Annotated in this window: 18 protein-coding genes and 1 tRNA gene; 10 read left to right on the top strand and 9 right to left on the bottom strand. The window is 66.9% G+C overall.

The annotated features are described in order from the left end of the window. The first annotated feature begins 104 nt into the window (after nucleotides 1–104). The 6 genes from ACSQ24_RS15110 (at nucleotide 105) to ACSQ24_RS15135 (ending at nucleotide 5,307) form a co-directional block, all read left to right on the top strand. Nucleotides 105–662 carry a polysaccharide biosynthesis/export family protein gene (locus ACSQ24_RS15110; RefSeq protein ID WP_436095462.1) on the top strand — a complete coding sequence of 186 codons (558 nt, stop codon included), beginning with the start codon at nucleotides 105–107 and terminating at the stop codon, nucleotides 660–662. A gap of 24 nt (nucleotides 663–686) precedes the next feature. Then, nucleotides 687–1,850, top strand: coding sequence for a glycosyltransferase family 4 protein (locus ACSQ24_RS15115; RefSeq protein WP_436095463.1), 1,164 nt, complete (start codon nucleotides 687–689; stop codon nucleotides 1,848–1,850). 344 nt (nucleotides 1,851–2,194) lie between these two features. Beyond that, on the top strand, nucleotides 2,195–2,719 hold the full coding sequence (locus ACSQ24_RS15120; protein ID WP_436095464.1) for an RNA polymerase sigma factor: 525 nt from the start codon (nucleotides 2,195–2,197) through the stop codon (nucleotides 2,717–2,719). Next, nucleotides 2,706–3,467 carry an anti-sigma factor family protein gene (locus tag ACSQ24_RS15125; RefSeq protein ID WP_436095465.1) on the top strand — a complete coding sequence of 254 codons (762 nt, stop codon included), beginning with the start codon at nucleotides 2,706–2,708 and terminating at the stop codon, nucleotides 3,465–3,467. The genes ACSQ24_RS15120 and ACSQ24_RS15125 overlap by 14 nt, the downstream gene beginning before the upstream one ends. Nucleotides 3,468–3,568: 101 nt before the next feature. Further along, nucleotides 3,569–4,942: a sulfite oxidase gene (locus ACSQ24_RS15130; RefSeq protein WP_436095466.1), complete on the top strand. Its 1,374-nt coding sequence runs from the start codon at nucleotides 3,569–3,571 to the stop codon at nucleotides 4,940–4,942. A 5-nt stretch (nucleotides 4,943–4,947) separates the two neighbouring features. Next, nucleotides 4,948–5,307 (top strand): hypothetical protein, encoded by a 360-nt coding sequence (locus ACSQ24_RS15135; protein ID WP_436095467.1) that lies wholly within the window; start codon nucleotides 4,948–4,950, stop codon nucleotides 5,305–5,307. Nucleotides 5,308–5,482: 175 nt separating this feature from the next. On the opposite strand, the gene mdtI is transcribed toward ACSQ24_RS15135, so the two are convergent. Together mdtI and ACSQ24_RS15145 are read right to left on the bottom strand one after the other, a co-directional pair. Then, nucleotides 5,483–5,821, bottom strand: coding sequence for a multidrug/spermidine efflux SMR transporter subunit MdtI (gene mdtI, locus ACSQ24_RS15140; RefSeq protein WP_436095468.1), 339 nt, complete (start codon nucleotides 5,819–5,821; stop codon nucleotides 5,483–5,485). Further along, nucleotides 5,818–6,171: a DMT family transporter gene (locus ACSQ24_RS15145; RefSeq protein WP_436095469.1), complete on the bottom strand. Its 354-nt coding sequence runs from the start codon at nucleotides 6,169–6,171 to the stop codon at nucleotides 5,818–5,820. Before ACSQ24_RS15145 ends, mdtI begins: the two co-directional genes overlap by 4 nt. A 529-nt stretch (nucleotides 6,172–6,700) precedes the next feature. Between ACSQ24_RS15145 and ACSQ24_RS15150 the strand changes: the two genes are divergently transcribed. Both ACSQ24_RS15150 and ACSQ24_RS15155 read left to right on the top strand, forming a co-directional pair. After that, a complete protein-coding gene (locus ACSQ24_RS15150; protein ID WP_436095470.1) occupies nucleotides 6,701–8,242 on the top strand; it encodes an undecaprenyl-phosphate glucose phosphotransferase in 1,542 nt (513 codons plus the stop codon). Beyond that, entirely contained in the window at nucleotides 8,239–9,492 is a 1,254-nt protein-coding gene (locus ACSQ24_RS15155; protein ID WP_436095471.1) for an O-antigen ligase family protein, read from the top strand. Before ACSQ24_RS15150 ends, ACSQ24_RS15155 begins: the two co-directional genes overlap by 4 nt. On the opposite strand, the gene ACSQ24_RS15160 is transcribed toward ACSQ24_RS15155, so the two are convergent. The 6 genes from ACSQ24_RS15160 to ACSQ24_RS15185 all read right to left on the bottom strand — a co-directional run bounded on the left by ACSQ24_RS15160 (nucleotide 9,465) and on the right by ACSQ24_RS15185 (nucleotide 11,536). After that, nucleotides 9,465–9,995 (bottom strand): class I SAM-dependent methyltransferase, encoded by a 531-nt coding sequence (locus ACSQ24_RS15160; protein ID WP_436095472.1) that lies wholly within the window; start codon nucleotides 9,993–9,995, stop codon nucleotides 9,465–9,467. The genes ACSQ24_RS15155 and ACSQ24_RS15160 overlap by 28 nt on opposite strands. Continuing rightward, a complete protein-coding gene (locus tag ACSQ24_RS15165) occupies nucleotides 9,992–10,276 on the bottom strand; it encodes a hypothetical protein (protein ID WP_436095473.1) in 285 nt (94 codons plus the stop codon). The genes ACSQ24_RS15160 and ACSQ24_RS15165 overlap by 4 nt, the downstream gene beginning before the upstream one ends. 168 nt (nucleotides 10,277–10,444) lie before the next feature. Then, nucleotides 10,445–10,879, bottom strand: coding sequence for a translation initiation factor 2 (locus ACSQ24_RS15170; RefSeq protein WP_436095474.1), 435 nt, complete (start codon nucleotides 10,877–10,879; stop codon nucleotides 10,445–10,447). A 103-nt stretch (nucleotides 10,880–10,982) separates the two neighbouring features. Further along, nucleotides 10,983–11,123: a hypothetical protein gene (locus tag ACSQ24_RS15175; RefSeq protein WP_436095475.1), complete on the bottom strand. Its 141-nt coding sequence runs from the start codon at nucleotides 11,121–11,123 to the stop codon at nucleotides 10,983–10,985. A gap of 63 nt (nucleotides 11,124–11,186) precedes the next feature. Beyond that, nucleotides 11,187–11,264, bottom strand: a tRNA-Pro gene (locus tag ACSQ24_RS15180). A gap of 68 nt (nucleotides 11,265–11,332) precedes the next feature. Next, entirely contained in the window at nucleotides 11,333–11,536 is a 204-nt protein-coding gene (locus ACSQ24_RS15185; RefSeq protein ID WP_436095476.1) for a hypothetical protein, read from the bottom strand. Nucleotides 11,537–12,093: 557 nt separating this feature from the next. Between ACSQ24_RS15185 and ACSQ24_RS15190 the strand changes: the two genes are divergently transcribed. Both ACSQ24_RS15190 and ACSQ24_RS15195 read left to right on the top strand, forming a co-directional pair. Continuing rightward, nucleotides 12,094–12,927, top strand: a complete 834-nt coding sequence (locus tag ACSQ24_RS15190; protein ID WP_436095477.1) for a 3-keto-5-aminohexanoate cleavage protein — start codon at nucleotides 12,094–12,096, stop codon at nucleotides 12,925–12,927. Between the two features lie 106 nt (nucleotides 12,928–13,033). Continuing rightward, nucleotides 13,034–13,177 (top strand): hypothetical protein, encoded by a 144-nt coding sequence (locus ACSQ24_RS15195; protein ID WP_436095478.1) that lies wholly within the window; start codon nucleotides 13,034–13,036, stop codon nucleotides 13,175–13,177. A 13-nt stretch (nucleotides 13,178–13,190) separates the two neighbouring features. On the opposite strand, the gene ACSQ24_RS15200 is transcribed toward ACSQ24_RS15195, so the two are convergent. After that, the gene (locus ACSQ24_RS15200; RefSeq protein WP_436095479.1) at nucleotides 13,191–13,820 is read right to left on the bottom strand and encodes an alpha/beta hydrolase; all 630 of its coding nucleotides are present in this window, start codon (nucleotides 13,818–13,820) and stop codon (nucleotides 13,191–13,193) included. Nucleotides 13,821–13,849 lie beyond the last annotated feature (29 nt).

Consider the following 13,849-nt stretch of genomic DNA (forward strand, 5'->3'; position numbering starts at 1 on the left):
GAGCCGCAACCTTTAATATGCCGCGACGGGCCAGTCCGATCAGGTTTTGTTAACCATGACGACCTATCCCTAGGGGCATGTCTCGATGGGTCTTGCCGGCGATGATGAGTAGACATCCCGTCTGTCTGGTGCTTGCCGCCGCGCTGACCATGGCCGGCTGCGCGCCTCGCATGGTCGCGCCGGAATTCGCCGTGGAGACGGCAGCTCCCTATCAGCTCGCCAGCGGCGACCGGCTGCGCGTCATCATCTTCGGCCAGGACAATCTCTCCAATGTCTATGCCGTCGACGGCTCCGGCCGCATCTCGATGCCGCTGATCGGCGCGGTCGATGCGCAGGGGCGCACGACGCAGCAGCTCGAGCGCGCTATCGAGGCAAAGCTGCGCGGCGGCTATCTGCGCGAGCCCAAGGTCTCGGTCGAGGTCGACGCCTACCGCCCGTTCTTCGTGCTCGGCGAAGTCACCAATTCCGGCCAGTTCCCCTTCGTCAACGGCATGACGGTGCAGACCGCCGTGGCGATCGCCGGCGGCTTCACGCCGCGCGGCCAGCGCAACTATGCCGAGGTCACCCGGCTGATGGACGGCCAGCTCGTCACCGGCACGGTGCCCGTCACCTACCCGGTCAGGCCGGGCGACACGATCGTGATCAAGGAACGCTGGTTCTGACCACGAGCGGGGACTTTTAATACGATGTCCGCCGCGGCCGGCTCCGCCCCTCTGACGATCCTGCACGTCTTCCGTGCGCCGCTCGGCGGGCTCTTCCGCCATGTGCTCGACCTCGCGCGCGGCCAGATCGCGCGCGGCCACGCCGTCGGCATCTTCTGCGATTCGACCACGGGCGGCGCGCGCGCCGACCAGGTCTTCGCCGAACTCGGGCCACAGCTCTCGCTTGGCGTGACACGTGTGCCGATGTCGCGCTATCCGAGCCTCACCGACATGCGCGCACAAGCTTCAGCTGCGTCGACACGCAAGCGGATCGGGCCACAGATCGTGCATGCACATGGCTCAAAGGGCGGGGTCTATGCCCGCCTGCCCGCCCTGGTCTCGCCCGGGCGGCGCTATGTCACCGCCTATACGCCGCATGGCGGCAGCTTCAACTACAAGCCGGGCAGCGCCGAACACCGGATCTACATGGCAATCGAGCGCCTGTTCGAGTCGGCGACGGACATGTTCCTGTTCGAGAGCGCCTTCATCGCCGGGCGCTTCGAGGCGCACGTCGGACACAAGCCACGCACCGACCACCGGATCGTGCTGAACGGCATCTCGGAGGCAGAGTTCGAGCCGATCGACCACGCCGAGGCCACGTTCGATCTCGTCTATCTCGGCGAATTGCGCTCGGCCAAGGGTGTCGACACGCTGATCGAGGCGCTCGCGCTGCTGAAGCGCCGCGATGGGCTGACGCCGCGAATCCTGATCGTCGGCTCCGGCCCGGACGAAGCGCTGCTGCGACAGATGACCGTCGACCACGGCGTCGCCGCGCAATGCGTGTTCGAGCCTCCGGGGCCGATCCGCGCCGCACTCGCCAAGGCGCATGTCATGGTGATCCCGTCGCGGGCGGAATCGCTGCCCTACGTCATCCTTGAAGCGGCGGCCGCGGCACAACCGCTGATCGCGACCGATGTCGGCGGCATCAAGGAGATCTACGGCCCCGCCCACGCCGGCCGGCTGATCCCGCCGAACGAGCCGATTATCCTGGCCGACACGATCCGCAAGACCCTGGCGACGCCCGCCGCCGAGAGACTGGCGCAAGCGGCCGATCTCGCCGAGCATGTGAAGGCCAATTTCCGCCTCGACGCCATGGTCGACGGCGTTCTCGACGCCTATCGGGCGGCGCTCGCCAAGCGCGCCAGCTGAGGGCCGGCAGGCGACCTGCCAAGGCAATTGCTCGAGAACTGTCTCGCCATTGCCGCAACGCGTAAGCCCTCCCCCCGCTTGCGGTGGGGAGGGTTGGGTGGGGGGCAGTGCCGCTCGGCACAGGACTGGAAAAAATCCCGAGCCCTGCTTTGCCGCCCCCCATCCCTAGCCCTTCCCCACCGCAAGCGGGGGGAAGGGAATGCGCATCGGCTTCAAGCCATCGCCTGCGCCCCAGCCTCTTCCGGTTCCGCTTTGGCGAATCCTCGCTTATGCTCTCGCGCGTCGCGGGCACCCGGCGTTGGCCCTCTCCGCTCGCGGCATGAACCGGTTCGGATGGCGCGAGCATGTGGCGCGACGAACGCAAGGCAAGCGCGCGCCGCGCGCGGCTCGAACGCGAATGGACGCGGCTTTACCGCTACGCCTGCGCGCTGACGCGCGACCGGGAGCGCGCGGGCGACGCCGCGCAGGAGGCCGCCTTGCGGGTGCTGACAGCCAGGAGCGAGCCGGTGGACGATCCCGCCTATCGCCGCTGGCTCTACAGCATCCTGCGCAACCTGCTGATCGACCAGAGCCGGCGGCAGCAGCGCGAGCAGGGAACGCCGTCCCCGGAGCCGGCCGACTGGCATTTCGACGAACGCGCGCTCAGCGCGATCACGGTGCGGCAGGCGCTGGAGCAGTTGCCGGTCGCGATGAAGGAGGTGGTGGTCTTGGTCGACCTCGACGGCTTCAGCTATGCGGAAGCGGCGGCGCTGATCGGCGTGCCGGCCGGCACGGTGATGAGCCGACTGTCGCGTGCCCGGGCCATGCTGCTTTCGATCATAGGGGGAGCCAATATCCGCGTGCTCCCGGTTCGCCATGCCGCAGGCTGATACACCTCATCCCGAGAACTGGGAAAAGCTCAACGCCTTCGCCGATGGCGAACTGGCGCCGGCGGATCAACGCGCCATGGCAGAGCGACTGGCCGGCTCGCCGGACGCGGCCGAGAGACTGCGCGGCATCGTCAGGCTGAAGCAGGAATTGCGGGCGCTGCCGGCGGACGAGGCGCCGCCCCTGCCCGCGCTCATCGCAGCGCCTCGACCGCGGTGGCGGCAGGTTGCAGCGATCGCGGCCGCACTCGTCATCGCCACCGCTGTTGCGCTGGCACCGATGCTTTTGTTGCGCGACACCTCCGGGACCTTCGTTGCGGCCTCTCTGGCGGCGCATGAGCAATTTGCGAGCTCGGCCCCGCCTCCGGCTGCGCCATCGATCACTCCGGCCGCAGCCCTGCCGGTCACGCGCGAACTCGCCCGTCTCGGCCTCGAGCCGATCTGGCAGGCAACCTCGGCAACCGGACAGGTCCGGATCGGTTTCGTCGGAGCGCGTGGCTGCCGGCTCAGCCTGCATGTCAGCCCGCAGGCGGAACCGGCGCCGGCGCCCGATCAAGCCGTCTCGACGCTGGCGGGCTGGAACGCCGGCGGGCGCGGCTACCTCCTGATCGCAACCGGGATGCCGCCGGCACGTTTCGAGATGATCGCCGGTTTCATCAAGGCCCTGACGAGCGAGCCGGCGGACAGGGTCGAGCCCTTGCGCACCGCGCTGCAGAGCGACTGGCGCAGCGCGCAACCCTGCCTCGCCTGAATCGCGGCAACATTCTTTTTCGACCAGATGGAATGATCCGGCCCGCTCGCGCGTCTTGTTCCTGAACCCGGCGCTAGGACGACGCCGCGAAGGAGGACACCATGGCGAAGCAGGAACGATCGCTGAGCGAACTCTATGGCGATGATCCGGAGCGCGGCGACGCGCTGGCCTTCGGCCGCCGTACCGATTCCTCGCGCCGCGGCTTCCTCGGTGGCGCCGGGCTCCTGACGATGGGCGCAGCAGTCGGCGGCACGATTCCGTTCTCGGAGCAGATGCCGGGCGGGTTGATCCCGGCCGCATTGGCGCAGGGCGCACCGCCCGCCTCCCCCGCTCCGTCCTCGGCACCCGCGGCAGCCACCGCGCCGAAGGGGCCGCAATTGCTCGACTTCCCCGGCAAGGCCAAGGGCCTCGTCCTGCTCGGCGACCGGCCGCTCGTCGCCGAAACGCCCGAGCACATGCTCGACGACGACACCACGCCGATCGAGAAGTTCTTCATCCGCAACAACGGCCAGACACCCGACGATTTCAAGGAAGGCGACGCCTGGGAGTTTTCGATCGACGGCGAGGTCAACACGCCGCTGAAGCTCAAGCTTGGTGAGCTCAAGCAGAAGTTCACACACAAGACCTTCCGCATGGTGCTTGAGTGCGGCGGCAATGGCCGCTCCTTCTTCCAGCCGCAGGCGCGCGGCAACCAATGGACCAATGGCGGCGCCGGCTGCGCCGAATGGACCGGCGTGCCGCTCGCCGACGTGCTGCAGAGCGCCGGCATCAAGTCGAGTGCGGTCCACACCGGCAATTACGGCGCCGACCAGCACCTCTCCGGTGATGCGGGCAAGGACGCGATCTCGCGCGGCGTTCCGATCGCGGCGGCGCTGGAGCCGCATGCGCTCTTGGTCTGGGCGATGAACGGCCAGCCGCTCCCGGCCATCCATGGCGGGCCGCTGCGGGTGGTCATCCCCGGCTTCCCGGCTTCGGTCTCGCACAAATGGCTGAAGCGGATCGCCATCCGCGACAAGGTGCATGACGGCCAGGGCATGGGCGGCACCTCCTATTCGGTGGCGATCAAGCCGATGATCCCCGGCGGCAAGACCGACGATTCCAACATGCGCACCATGACCGACATGCCGGTGCGCGGCATCATCACCAATCCGGCGAACGGCACGCGCATCGCGGCCGGGACCCGCAAGCTCGCGCTGCGCGGCGCGGCCTGGGACGGGCATGAGGGCGTCTCGCGCGTCGACGTCTCGATCGACTTCGGCGCGACCTGGAAGCAGGCCAAGGCGGCAGAGCCACGCAATCGCTATGACTGGCGGCGCTGGACAGCCGAGATCGAATTGCCCTCCGACGGCTATTATGAGCTCTGGGTCCGCGCGACCGACAGCAAGGGCCGCGGGCAACCGCATGTCGCCGGCGGCTGGAACCCGCAGGGCTACGGCGCCAACCCGATGCACCGGGTCGCGGTTCTAGTCGGGTGAACGCCATGATCGGACGCATTCGCCGCGCCGGGCTCGTGCTCGGCGCGGGGCTTCTCTTCGCCGCGTCGGCGGTGCTGGCGCAGGCCCCTGCCCCCTCCGAGGAGACTCCGGAGATGTTCCCGGCCGGGCCGAACCGCGACGAGGCCTTCTATGCCTGCATCGCCTGCCACAACTTCAAGCTGGTCGCGGCCCAGGGGCTGAGCCGCGAGAAATGGACCGAGACGCTCGACTGGATGGTCACAAAGCACAACATGCCGGCCCTCGCCGCGGACGAGCGCGGCAAGGTGCTCGACTATCTCGCCGAGACCTTCCCGGCCAAGGCGCCGGCCCAGCAGGGCGGGTGGAAGAACCCGTTCCTGAACTGAGTGGTTTCGGCTCACTCCCCGTCATTCCGGGGCAGGTCGAAGGCCTGAGCCCGGAATCCAGAACCGATATCGGTCATCATAGAAGCTCGACAGCCGGCCAGCTTCTTCGGATACGACATCGGTTCTGGATTCCGGGCTCGGCGCCCCGCGCCGCGCCGGAAAGACGGCGCACTATTCAGAACAGCTTGAGCGCGACCACACCGGCGACGACCAGCGCGATGCCGAGCCAGCCGGCCGGGCGGATGCGCTGGCCGAAAGCGAGCGAGCCGACTACGGCCGTCAGCACCAGGCCGACGCCGCCCCAGACGGCGTAGGCGACCGAGAGGTCCATGCCCCGGATCGCCTGCGCCAGGGCGGCGAAGGCGCCGACGACACAGAGCACGCCGAGGGCGCCGACGAGCCGGCGCTTCAGCCCGTCGGAAATCTTGAGCAGGCTGGTGCCAATCACCTCGAGGGCGACGGCGAGCGCCAGCCAGGCCAGCGCGAAAGCCTGAGCGGAAGCAGCGAAGGTCACACCAGCCTCCGCTCATCCTTCTCGGGGGCGGCATGGTCGACATCATGGCCGACGCCGCGTTCCAGCAGCACGATGCCGCCGATGATCAGGGCGAGCGCCAGGATGCGCGAGACCGTGAGGTGCTCGGCGAAGAAGGTATGGCCGATCAGGGCGATGCCGACAATGCCGAGGCCTTCCCAGACCGCGTAGGCGACGGCCATCGGGATGACGCGCAAGGCGACGCTGAGCAGGGCGAAGGATAGTCCGATCAGCACGAGCGGCAGGACCGCGACGAGGACCGGCGCTGCGACGAAGGCCTTCAGCGCCGACGTCGCGAGCAACTCGACGGCGATGGCCGCGAGTAGGATCAACCAATGAAAAGACATAAGTCACACAAGGGCGCTGGCCCAAGGCGCAGGCGGCGCGGGTGCGGCGTCTGCGGGGTGCGCATCGTTAGCGTTTAAGAGACGATGTTTGAGATGAAGGGAGCGCTCAGGCTTTCGCCGAAGGCCAGCACACCACCATGCCCAAATCACCGGAAATATCCGTGGGCAAGGTCAATGAAATATGTGCTTCTCAGACACTCATCGGCGCCTTAAGTGCCTGAATCTATGCCTTTTGTCAACTCGACCATAACTTTAGAGGTACTTTTCGGCCCATTTCAGACTGGTGAAACCACGAGCTAATACCTTGAAGGCCCGAGCGAAAATCGACCTTTTTCAGCCCGAGAAAAAAGATGCCTCCACGGCATGGTTTCGAGCCGCCCGCGATGGGCTGAATTCGCCTCAAATCCCGATCGCTTCTGCAGAGTCCGATTAAGTCTTCCGAGAGCAATTTGCGCTAGGTCACGATGGCTTTCAGCGCGGCAGTGTCAGTCGCCGCGCGCGAGGACTGGATGAGATGGGCGCTTTCGACGTTCGCGACCTGATCAAGGCGGATTCGGCCGGCACCGCGCCGACCAGCGGCGAGCCCGCCAGCACGCGGGCCTTCCATCCGCTGGCCGAGCGCATCGCCGCCATGCCGGTCAAGCAGACGCTGTCGCCGGTTCTGATCGAGGGGCTGGTGCGCCTCGCCGATGTGCTGGCGATCCTTGGCGTCGGCGGGCTGATCTTCGCCTTCTATGTCGCGGGCGCGGTCGATTACACCCTGCCCTACCAGGTCACCGTGCCGCTGCTGGCGATCGGCGCGCTCGCCGTCTTCCAGGCGCTGCACCTCTACCATGTCGGCGCGCTGCGCAATTTCATCAGCATGGCGGTGCGGATCATCGCCGGCTGGACCGTGCTGTTCCTGCTGGCACTCGCCGGCTTTTTCTTCCTCAAGGTCGGCGACCAGGTCTCGCGCGTCTGGCTTGCCAGCTTCTATGCGGTCGGCCTCGCGCTGCTGCTGACCGAACGGCTGGCGGCGTCGCTCATCGTGCTGCGCCTCACCCGGATGGGGCGCCTCGAGCGGCGCACGGCGGTGGTCGGCGGCGGACCGGCCGGCGAGGAACTGATCAAGGCGCTGGAAGCGCAACGCGACACCGGCCTGCGCATCTGCGGCGTGTTCGACGACCGCAACGACGACCGCTCGCCCGATCTCGTCGCCGGCTATCCCAAGCTCGGCACGATCGACGATCTCGTCGAGTTCGCGCGCCGCACCAAGCTCGACCTCGTGATCTTCACGCTGCCGATCTCGGCCGAGGCGCGCCTGCTCACCATGCTGCGCAAGCTCTGGGTGCTGCCGATCGATATCCGGCTCTCGGCCCACATGTCGAAGCTCAGATTCCGGCCGCGCTCCTATTCCTATATCGGCGCGGTCCCGGTGCTCGACGTGTTCGATCGGCCAATCGCCGACTGGGACATCGTCGTCAAATGGCTGTTCGACAAGATCGTCGGCACGCTGGCGTTGATCGCGCTCTCGCCGCTGATGCTGGCGACTGCCATCGCGGTCAAGCTCGACTCCAAGGGGCCGATCCTGTTCCGCCAGAAGCGCTACGGCTTCAACAACGAGATGATCGAGGTGCTGAAGTTCCGCTCGCTCTATCACGAGATGAGCGACCATGCCGCCGCCAAGCAGGTGACCAGGGACGATCCGCGCGTCACCCGCGTCGGCCGCTTCATCCGCAAGACCTCGATCGACGAGCTGCCGCAGCTCCTCAACGTCGTGTTCAAGGGCAATCTCTCGCTGGTCGGGCCGCGCCCGCACGCGATCCACGCCACCGCCTCGAACCGCGCCTATGAGCAGGTCGTCGACGGTTATTTCGCCCGCCACAAGGTCAAGCCCGGCATCACCGGCTGGGCCCAGGTCCATGGCTGGCGCGGCGAGACCGACACGGAGGACAAGATCCAGCGCCGCGTCGAGCACGATCTCTACTACATCGAGAATTGGTCGGTGCTGCTCGACCTCTACATCCTGATCAAGACGCCGTTCTCGCTGATGACCAAGAACGAGAACGCCTATTGAGCACACTGGCGCAACGGCAGGATGGCAACGCCCCGCGCAGGCGGCTGACCATCTCGCACGCCGCGATCAAGCGCGGCGCGCTGTGGCTGCTGATGGCGGTGAGCTGGATCGCCTTGATCGAGCCCTCGCCCTATGAATTCGTCTTCCTGATCGCGCTGCTCGTCTTCGCGCTCACCGGCATCCGCTTCTCGCAGAAGCTGCTGCCGATGGCCCTCCTGCTGCTGCTCTACAATATCGGCGGCGTGATCTCGCTGATCCCCTGGATGGACGAGCCGGCCTCGGTCCGCTTCACCGCCGTCTCGGTCTACCTGATGCTGACGGCGATCTTCTTTGCCGCGATCATGGCGGAGGACACGCTCGCAAGGCTCGACACCCTGAACAGCGGCTACTTGTTCGCCGCCTGGTGCGCCGGCTTTGCCGGCATCGTCGGTTATTTCGATATCGCCGGACTAGGGAGCATCTTCACGCTCAGCGGCCGCGCTTCGGGCACCTTCAAGGACCCGAACGTGCTCGGCCCCTTCCTGGTGCTGCCGCTGATCTATCTGCTGCACGCTGTGCTCATCGGCCGGATCGGGCTGGTGAAGGGATTCCTGCTGATGAGCATACCGCTGCTGGCGGTCTTCCTGTCGTTCTCGCGCGGCGCCTGGGGCAACATCGTCGCTGCGACCCTGCTGATGGTCGGGCTGACCTTCCTGACCTCGAGCAGTGCCTCGCAGCGCGCCCGCATCGTCTTCCTGACCCTGATGATGCTGGTGCTGGTGGTCGTGGCGATGCTGATTGCACTCTCCTTCGAGAACATCCGCAGCGTCTTCGAAATCCGCGCCAGCCTCGACCAGGACTACGACCAGGGCGTCACCGGTCGCTTCGGCAACCAGCTGCGCTCGATCCCGATGCTGCTGGATCTGCCGAACGGCTTCGGTCCACTGCGCTTCCGCTTCACCTTCCCGGAAGACCCGCACAACGTCTACGTCAACGCCTTCGCGTCCTATGGCTGGATCGGCGGCTTCGCCTTCCTGGCGCTGACGGCCGCGATCTGCATCGCCGGCTGGCGCGTCGTCTTCCGCCGCACGCCCTGGCAGGGCCACGCGATCGTGCTGTGGTCGGTGCTCTTCGTTACCATCCTGCAGGGCCTGCAGATCGACACAGACCACTGGCGGCACTTCTATCTGCTGGTCGGCCTGATCTGGGGACTGGCCGCGCTGCCCGCGCCAGCCTCAAACGCTCAGCGCTCCTTGCGCACCACGACGTAGGCGTAGGTCGTCACGAAGCGCCAATCGGTTCTGGCCGCGAGCCGGTTGAAGGCGGCGTCGAGACCGCGTAGGCCCGGCATACGATCAAAATAGCCATGCCCCCAGAAGGGCTGGATATGGATGTCGCTGAAGCCGGCCCGCCGCAGCATCGGTCCGAGCGTGGCGTTGCTGCCGCGGCACCAATCGTAGAAGGCCGGGAACTTCGGATCGCCACCACCCTCGCGCCGCGCCGGAAAGAGCGCGTGCACGATAGCCCGCGAGGCCTTCTCGGGCAGGATATGGTTGAGCGCGAAGACCGGCGCCCACAGGGTTGGCACGAAGGCGAGGCCGATTCCGCCGGGCGCCAGCAGAGCATGGATGTTGCTCCAGGCGCGCTCGACGTCATGGACATGCTCGAAGACCATGCGCGAGACCATCATGTCGTAGCCGCCGCGGGCGATGTCGGGCTCGGAAAGGTCGCCGGCGATGTCGAAGCGGGCGGTGCGCAGCCCCTCGGGTGTCAAGGCGAGCCGCCGGCGTCGATGTCGTTGACGACGAGGTCGAGCCCGTAGCGGCCCGCCTCCTCCGCGGTGAAGAGCGGATCGCGGCCGCCGCCGATCTCGCAGAGCCGCTTCAGGCCGAACTGGTGCATCAGCGCCAGGATCGTCGCCTCGTAATGGTCCCAGGCCCAGCTGGAATGCCAATCGGGCTGGAGCCCGGCGAAGAAGCTCTCGAGCGAGCCCCTGCCCGTCGCGACGGCGGCCTGCGGCCGCAGCGGCCGACGATCGGTCAACGCCATCGACATGACGATATGTCCCGTTTCCTGCTGTGAGACGCCGACCCTGCGCCTGCGGCGGAGGCAGCGCAATCGAAGCCTTAAGAAACAGTTAACGCACGGCCGGCCGAGCCGCCCCGAAACGGGACGGGCATCGAGCAACCGCAGCAGCCTTCCGCCAGCGAGGCACTGCCTAATTCAGGACGTCGTGGCCCGTCCTCTACGGCCGCGATGAACCGGCGTGGCGCGCGGCCTTGCGATCGGCTCCATCCTGGCGAAGACCGGGTTCGGCTTATGGTCGAGCGCGGCCCCCGTAGCCACGTCAACGCCCATGCCGATCACGCCGCCGATCAGGACATTGCCGGCGAAACCCGCCACGCCGCCGCCGCTGACATCCGTCGTGACATTGACCTGCTGGTCCTTGTGGCCCTCCAGCGAGAAGGTCGCGACGAACTCCTGTCGTCGCGAGATCGGCAGCGTGCAGGGCGTGACCGGACAGGTCAGCCCGGTCGAAGTCCGCATCTCGGCTCCCGGCGGCTCGGAACTGAACGTCACGTCATTCGTCGTGCCACGCGTAACCGTGCCGCACGCGCCCAGCCCGAGCGCGACGGCGCATGCCATCAGCTTCTTCATGTGATTGCAGCCCCATATTCCCCATATCGGGAGTTGCATAGGCGGCTGCATTCGTCGACCGGCGCTGCAAGTTTTCCACAGCGGTGGCTGTTCCGCCGAAGCGTCAGCGGCACTCGATCAATTCGCCATTGCCGACCTTGTGCGTATGGCAGGTCACGGAACGTGCCTCCTCGCGTGCGCAGGCAGAAGCCACCAGGGCGAGGAGCAACGAAGCGACGATGAGACTGCAAGGCCGGCCGGGCATGCGAGTATCCGTCGGGATTTTGCGGAGAGAGTTTCAGCGCCGGCCTGAAACCAAAGAAGAAAATGGTCGGAGCGAGAGGATTCGAACCTCCGACCCCTTGTCCCCCAGACAAGTGCGCTAACCGGGCTGCGCTACGCTCCGACGCGACGGCTTATAGAGGGCCGGCCGCCGCGATGCAACGCGACAATTGCCGGATCGCGCTGCTGGATTCACAGCTGCCGGTCGTCGTGTGGCGGCGGCGCGAGTTCGGCCGGCGTGATGCCTCGTCGGCCCGAGCGGCGAACCAGCGTGCGGACGAGGCCGGCGAAGACGATCACCAGCGGCAGGGCGAGCACTGCCCTGTCCTCGAAAGCGAGCCAGAGCGAGGCCGCGAGCGTCGCGATGATCCCCAGGATCAGGAGGATATTGGTCATGCCTGCCTCCGTCCGGCTACGGAGCGCCCGGCGGCGGGACCGAGGCCCGCGCCGCGGCCAATCCAGAGGTCAGCCGGCCAACCATGAGCTGACTTTCCCGGCGAAGCGGAAAATCGTCAAGCGAAGTTCGAAGTGGGGCGCCGCCCCTGCCGCTGACCCCGCTTGGCAGCGGGACGAGAGCTGCGCCGGGGGCGCCGCTCGCTCCTCAGCCTGGGCGGCTGCAGGTCGGTACCGGCCGCAGGTGCAAGTACGGGAGGTAAATCGGTCATGGCTGATGTCAGACCGAGAGGATCCAAAGCGTGGGTCAAGGCCCGCCGGCCGATCCGCGCCTGCGCATTGGCATATTCGGCCGCCTGCTCGCGCACTCTGTCGGCGAGAGCCTCGAATAGCTGGAACATCATGGCTTCTTCTCCGTGCCGCAGCGCGGCGTCGGGAAGATAACGTGCGAGAGCGGCATAGGTGCCGCTGCCACGCCGTTTCCAACCATGAAACGCTGACGGCACCTTTGCCGAAGCGAGCAAAATCGTCTTGATTGAACCGGAGCCGGAGGCCTCAGCATGACCACGCCCTGCATCATCACGGTCGCGATCACCGGCTCGCTGCCGGGCAAGCGCGACAACCCGGCGGTGCCGATCACGATTCCCGAGCAGATCGAATCGACGCAGGAAGCCTTCGAGGCGGGCGCGAGCCTGGCGCATTGCCATGTCCGCAGCGACGAGGGCACACCGAGCTCGGATCCCGAGCGTTTCGGGCGGCTGCTCGAGGGCCTGCGCAAGCATTGCCCGGGCATGATCGTGCAGTTCTCGACCGGCGGCCGCTCCGGTGCCGGCCGCGAGCGCGGCGGCATGATCCCGCTCAAACCCGACATGGCCTCGCTCTCGACCGGATCCTGCAATTTCCCGACCCGGGTCTACGAGAACAGCCCGGAGCTGATCGACTGGCTCGCCGCCGAGATGAAAGCCCATGGCGTCAAGCCGGAGATCGAGGCCTTCGACCTGTCGATGATCTTCAAGGCGGTCGAGATGGGCGCGGCGGGCGCGATCGAGGGGCCGCTGCATGTCCAGTTCGTGATGGGTGTGAAGAACGCCATGCCGGTCGACCGTGCCGTCTTCGAGTTCTACATCGCGACACTGAAGCGCCTTGCCCCCGATGCGACCTGGACCGGCGCCGGCATCGGCCGCGATCAGATCACACTCAACCACTGGTCGCTCGAGCTCGGCGGCCATTGCCGCACCGGGCTGGAAGACAATGTCCGGCTCGACCGCGACAGGCTGGCGCCATCGAACGCTGCGCTGGTCGAGCGCATCGTCGCGCTCTGCCCCGAATACGGCCGCCGGCCGGCGACCGCAGCCGAGGCGCGTGCCCTGCTGAAGTTGCCGCCGGCTGCATGAGCACAGACCCGTAGCGGCAAGATTCTATTAACGTATTCTGTTCAAATGCGGTTCACAGGCCCAACGTTATCTTCATGATATAGGCACCGATTCGTGGAGGCCCGTCATGACCCTGGACTGGCGTAACAGCCTGATGCTCGGCTTCATCGCGGCCGTGTTCGTCGCCTGCCTGTTCGGCCCGTATATGATCTCGGTGATGCTCGGCGGGCTCGGCCTGATGTGCTATCTCTCGAAGCACATCAGGTCTTGAGCTTGAGCTGGCCTCAGGCTGCGAGCGCCTGACGCTGCTCGAACCAGCCCCGCACCAGCCCCAGATCCGCCTGCGACAGGCCGTGGCCGGTCGGCAGGCTGAGATGCTCCAGTGCAGCCCCTGCCCCCGAGAGCGTCGCCGCCAGCCGCGCCGCGTTCTCCTGCGGGATGACCGGATCGAAACTGCCGGAGACGATCAATACCGGCTTGCCGTCCAGCGCCGCAGCCGGCGGCTTGGTGAAGGGCGACATGGCTCGCAGCAGCACAGCCCCCGAGAGCGCCTCAGGCCTGAGCAGCAGCATCGCAGCGGCGATGTTGGCGCCGTTCGAGAAGCCCAGTGCGATCGGCGCCGGCAGCCCGTACTCCGCCCTCGCCTGCTCGACGAAATCGGCGAGCTCATGCGTGCGCCGGGTGAGATCGTCCTCGTCGAAGACGCCCTCGGCCAGGCGGCGGAAGAAGCGCGGCATTCCGGCTTCCAGGGTGCGGCCGCGTGGCGAGAGCAGCGCCGCCCCCGGCGCGACGGTGCGCCCGAGCGGCAGCAGATCGTTCTCATCGCCACCGGTGCCATGCAGCAGCAGGAGCGGCGCCTGGCCGGGCACGGTCGCCGGCTCGAAGCGGTGGATGAAGGTCTCGGACGCGCTCATGACGCGGCTTCCTTTCACGATGATAGTCG

It is taken from the genome of Allobosea sp. LjRoot237 (assembly GCF_964253285.1).
Lineage (GTDB): Bacteria > Pseudomonadota > Alphaproteobacteria > Rhizobiales > Beijerinckiaceae > Allobosea.

What these genes read in the sequence shown, in the direction of transcription:
- ACSQ24_RS15125 (WP_436095465.1), top strand. Translation starts at nt 2,706, where the DNA reads ATGCCGCAGGCTGATACACCTCATCCCGAGAACTGGGAAAAGCTCAAC.
- ACSQ24_RS15175 (WP_436095475.1), bottom strand. Translation starts at nt 11,123, where the DNA reads ATGCCCGGCCGGCCTTGCAGTCTCATCGTCGCTTCGTTGCTCCTCGCC.
- ACSQ24_RS15150 (WP_436095470.1), top strand. Translation starts at nt 6,701, where the DNA reads ATGGGCGCTTTCGACGTTCGCGACCTGATCAAGGCGGATTCGGCCGGC.
- ACSQ24_RS15120 (WP_436095464.1), top strand. Translation starts at nt 2,195, where the DNA reads ATGTGGCGCGACGAACGCAAGGCAAGCGCGCGCCGCGCGCGGCTCGAA.
- ACSQ24_RS15200 (WP_436095479.1), bottom strand. Translation starts at nt 13,820, where the DNA reads ATGAGCGCGTCCGAGACCTTCATCCACCGCTTCGAGCCGGCGACCGTG.
- ACSQ24_RS15185 (WP_436095476.1), bottom strand. Translation starts at nt 11,536, where the DNA reads ATGACCAATATCCTCCTGATCCTGGGGATCATCGCGACGCTCGCGGCC.
- ACSQ24_RS15110 (WP_436095462.1), top strand. Translation starts at nt 105, where the DNA reads ATGAGTAGACATCCCGTCTGTCTGGTGCTTGCCGCCGCGCTGACCATG.
- ACSQ24_RS15170 (WP_436095474.1), bottom strand. Translation starts at nt 10,879, where the DNA reads ATGAAGAAGCTGATGGCATGCGCCGTCGCGCTCGGGCTGGGCGCGTGC.
- ACSQ24_RS15135 (WP_436095467.1), top strand. Translation starts at nt 4,948, where the DNA reads ATGATCGGACGCATTCGCCGCGCCGGGCTCGTGCTCGGCGCGGGGCTT.
- ACSQ24_RS15165 (WP_436095473.1), bottom strand. Translation starts at nt 10,276, where the DNA reads ATGTCGATGGCGTTGACCGATCGTCGGCCGCTGCGGCCGCAGGCCGCC.
- ACSQ24_RS15195 (WP_436095478.1), top strand. Translation starts at nt 13,034, where the DNA reads ATGACCCTGGACTGGCGTAACAGCCTGATGCTCGGCTTCATCGCGGCC.
- ACSQ24_RS15130 (WP_436095466.1), top strand. Translation starts at nt 3,569, where the DNA reads ATGGCGAAGCAGGAACGATCGCTGAGCGAACTCTATGGCGATGATCCG.
- ACSQ24_RS15190 (WP_436095477.1), top strand. Translation starts at nt 12,094, where the DNA reads ATGACCACGCCCTGCATCATCACGGTCGCGATCACCGGCTCGCTGCCG.
- ACSQ24_RS15115 (WP_436095463.1), top strand. Translation starts at nt 687, where the DNA reads ATGTCCGCCGCGGCCGGCTCCGCCCCTCTGACGATCCTGCACGTCTTC.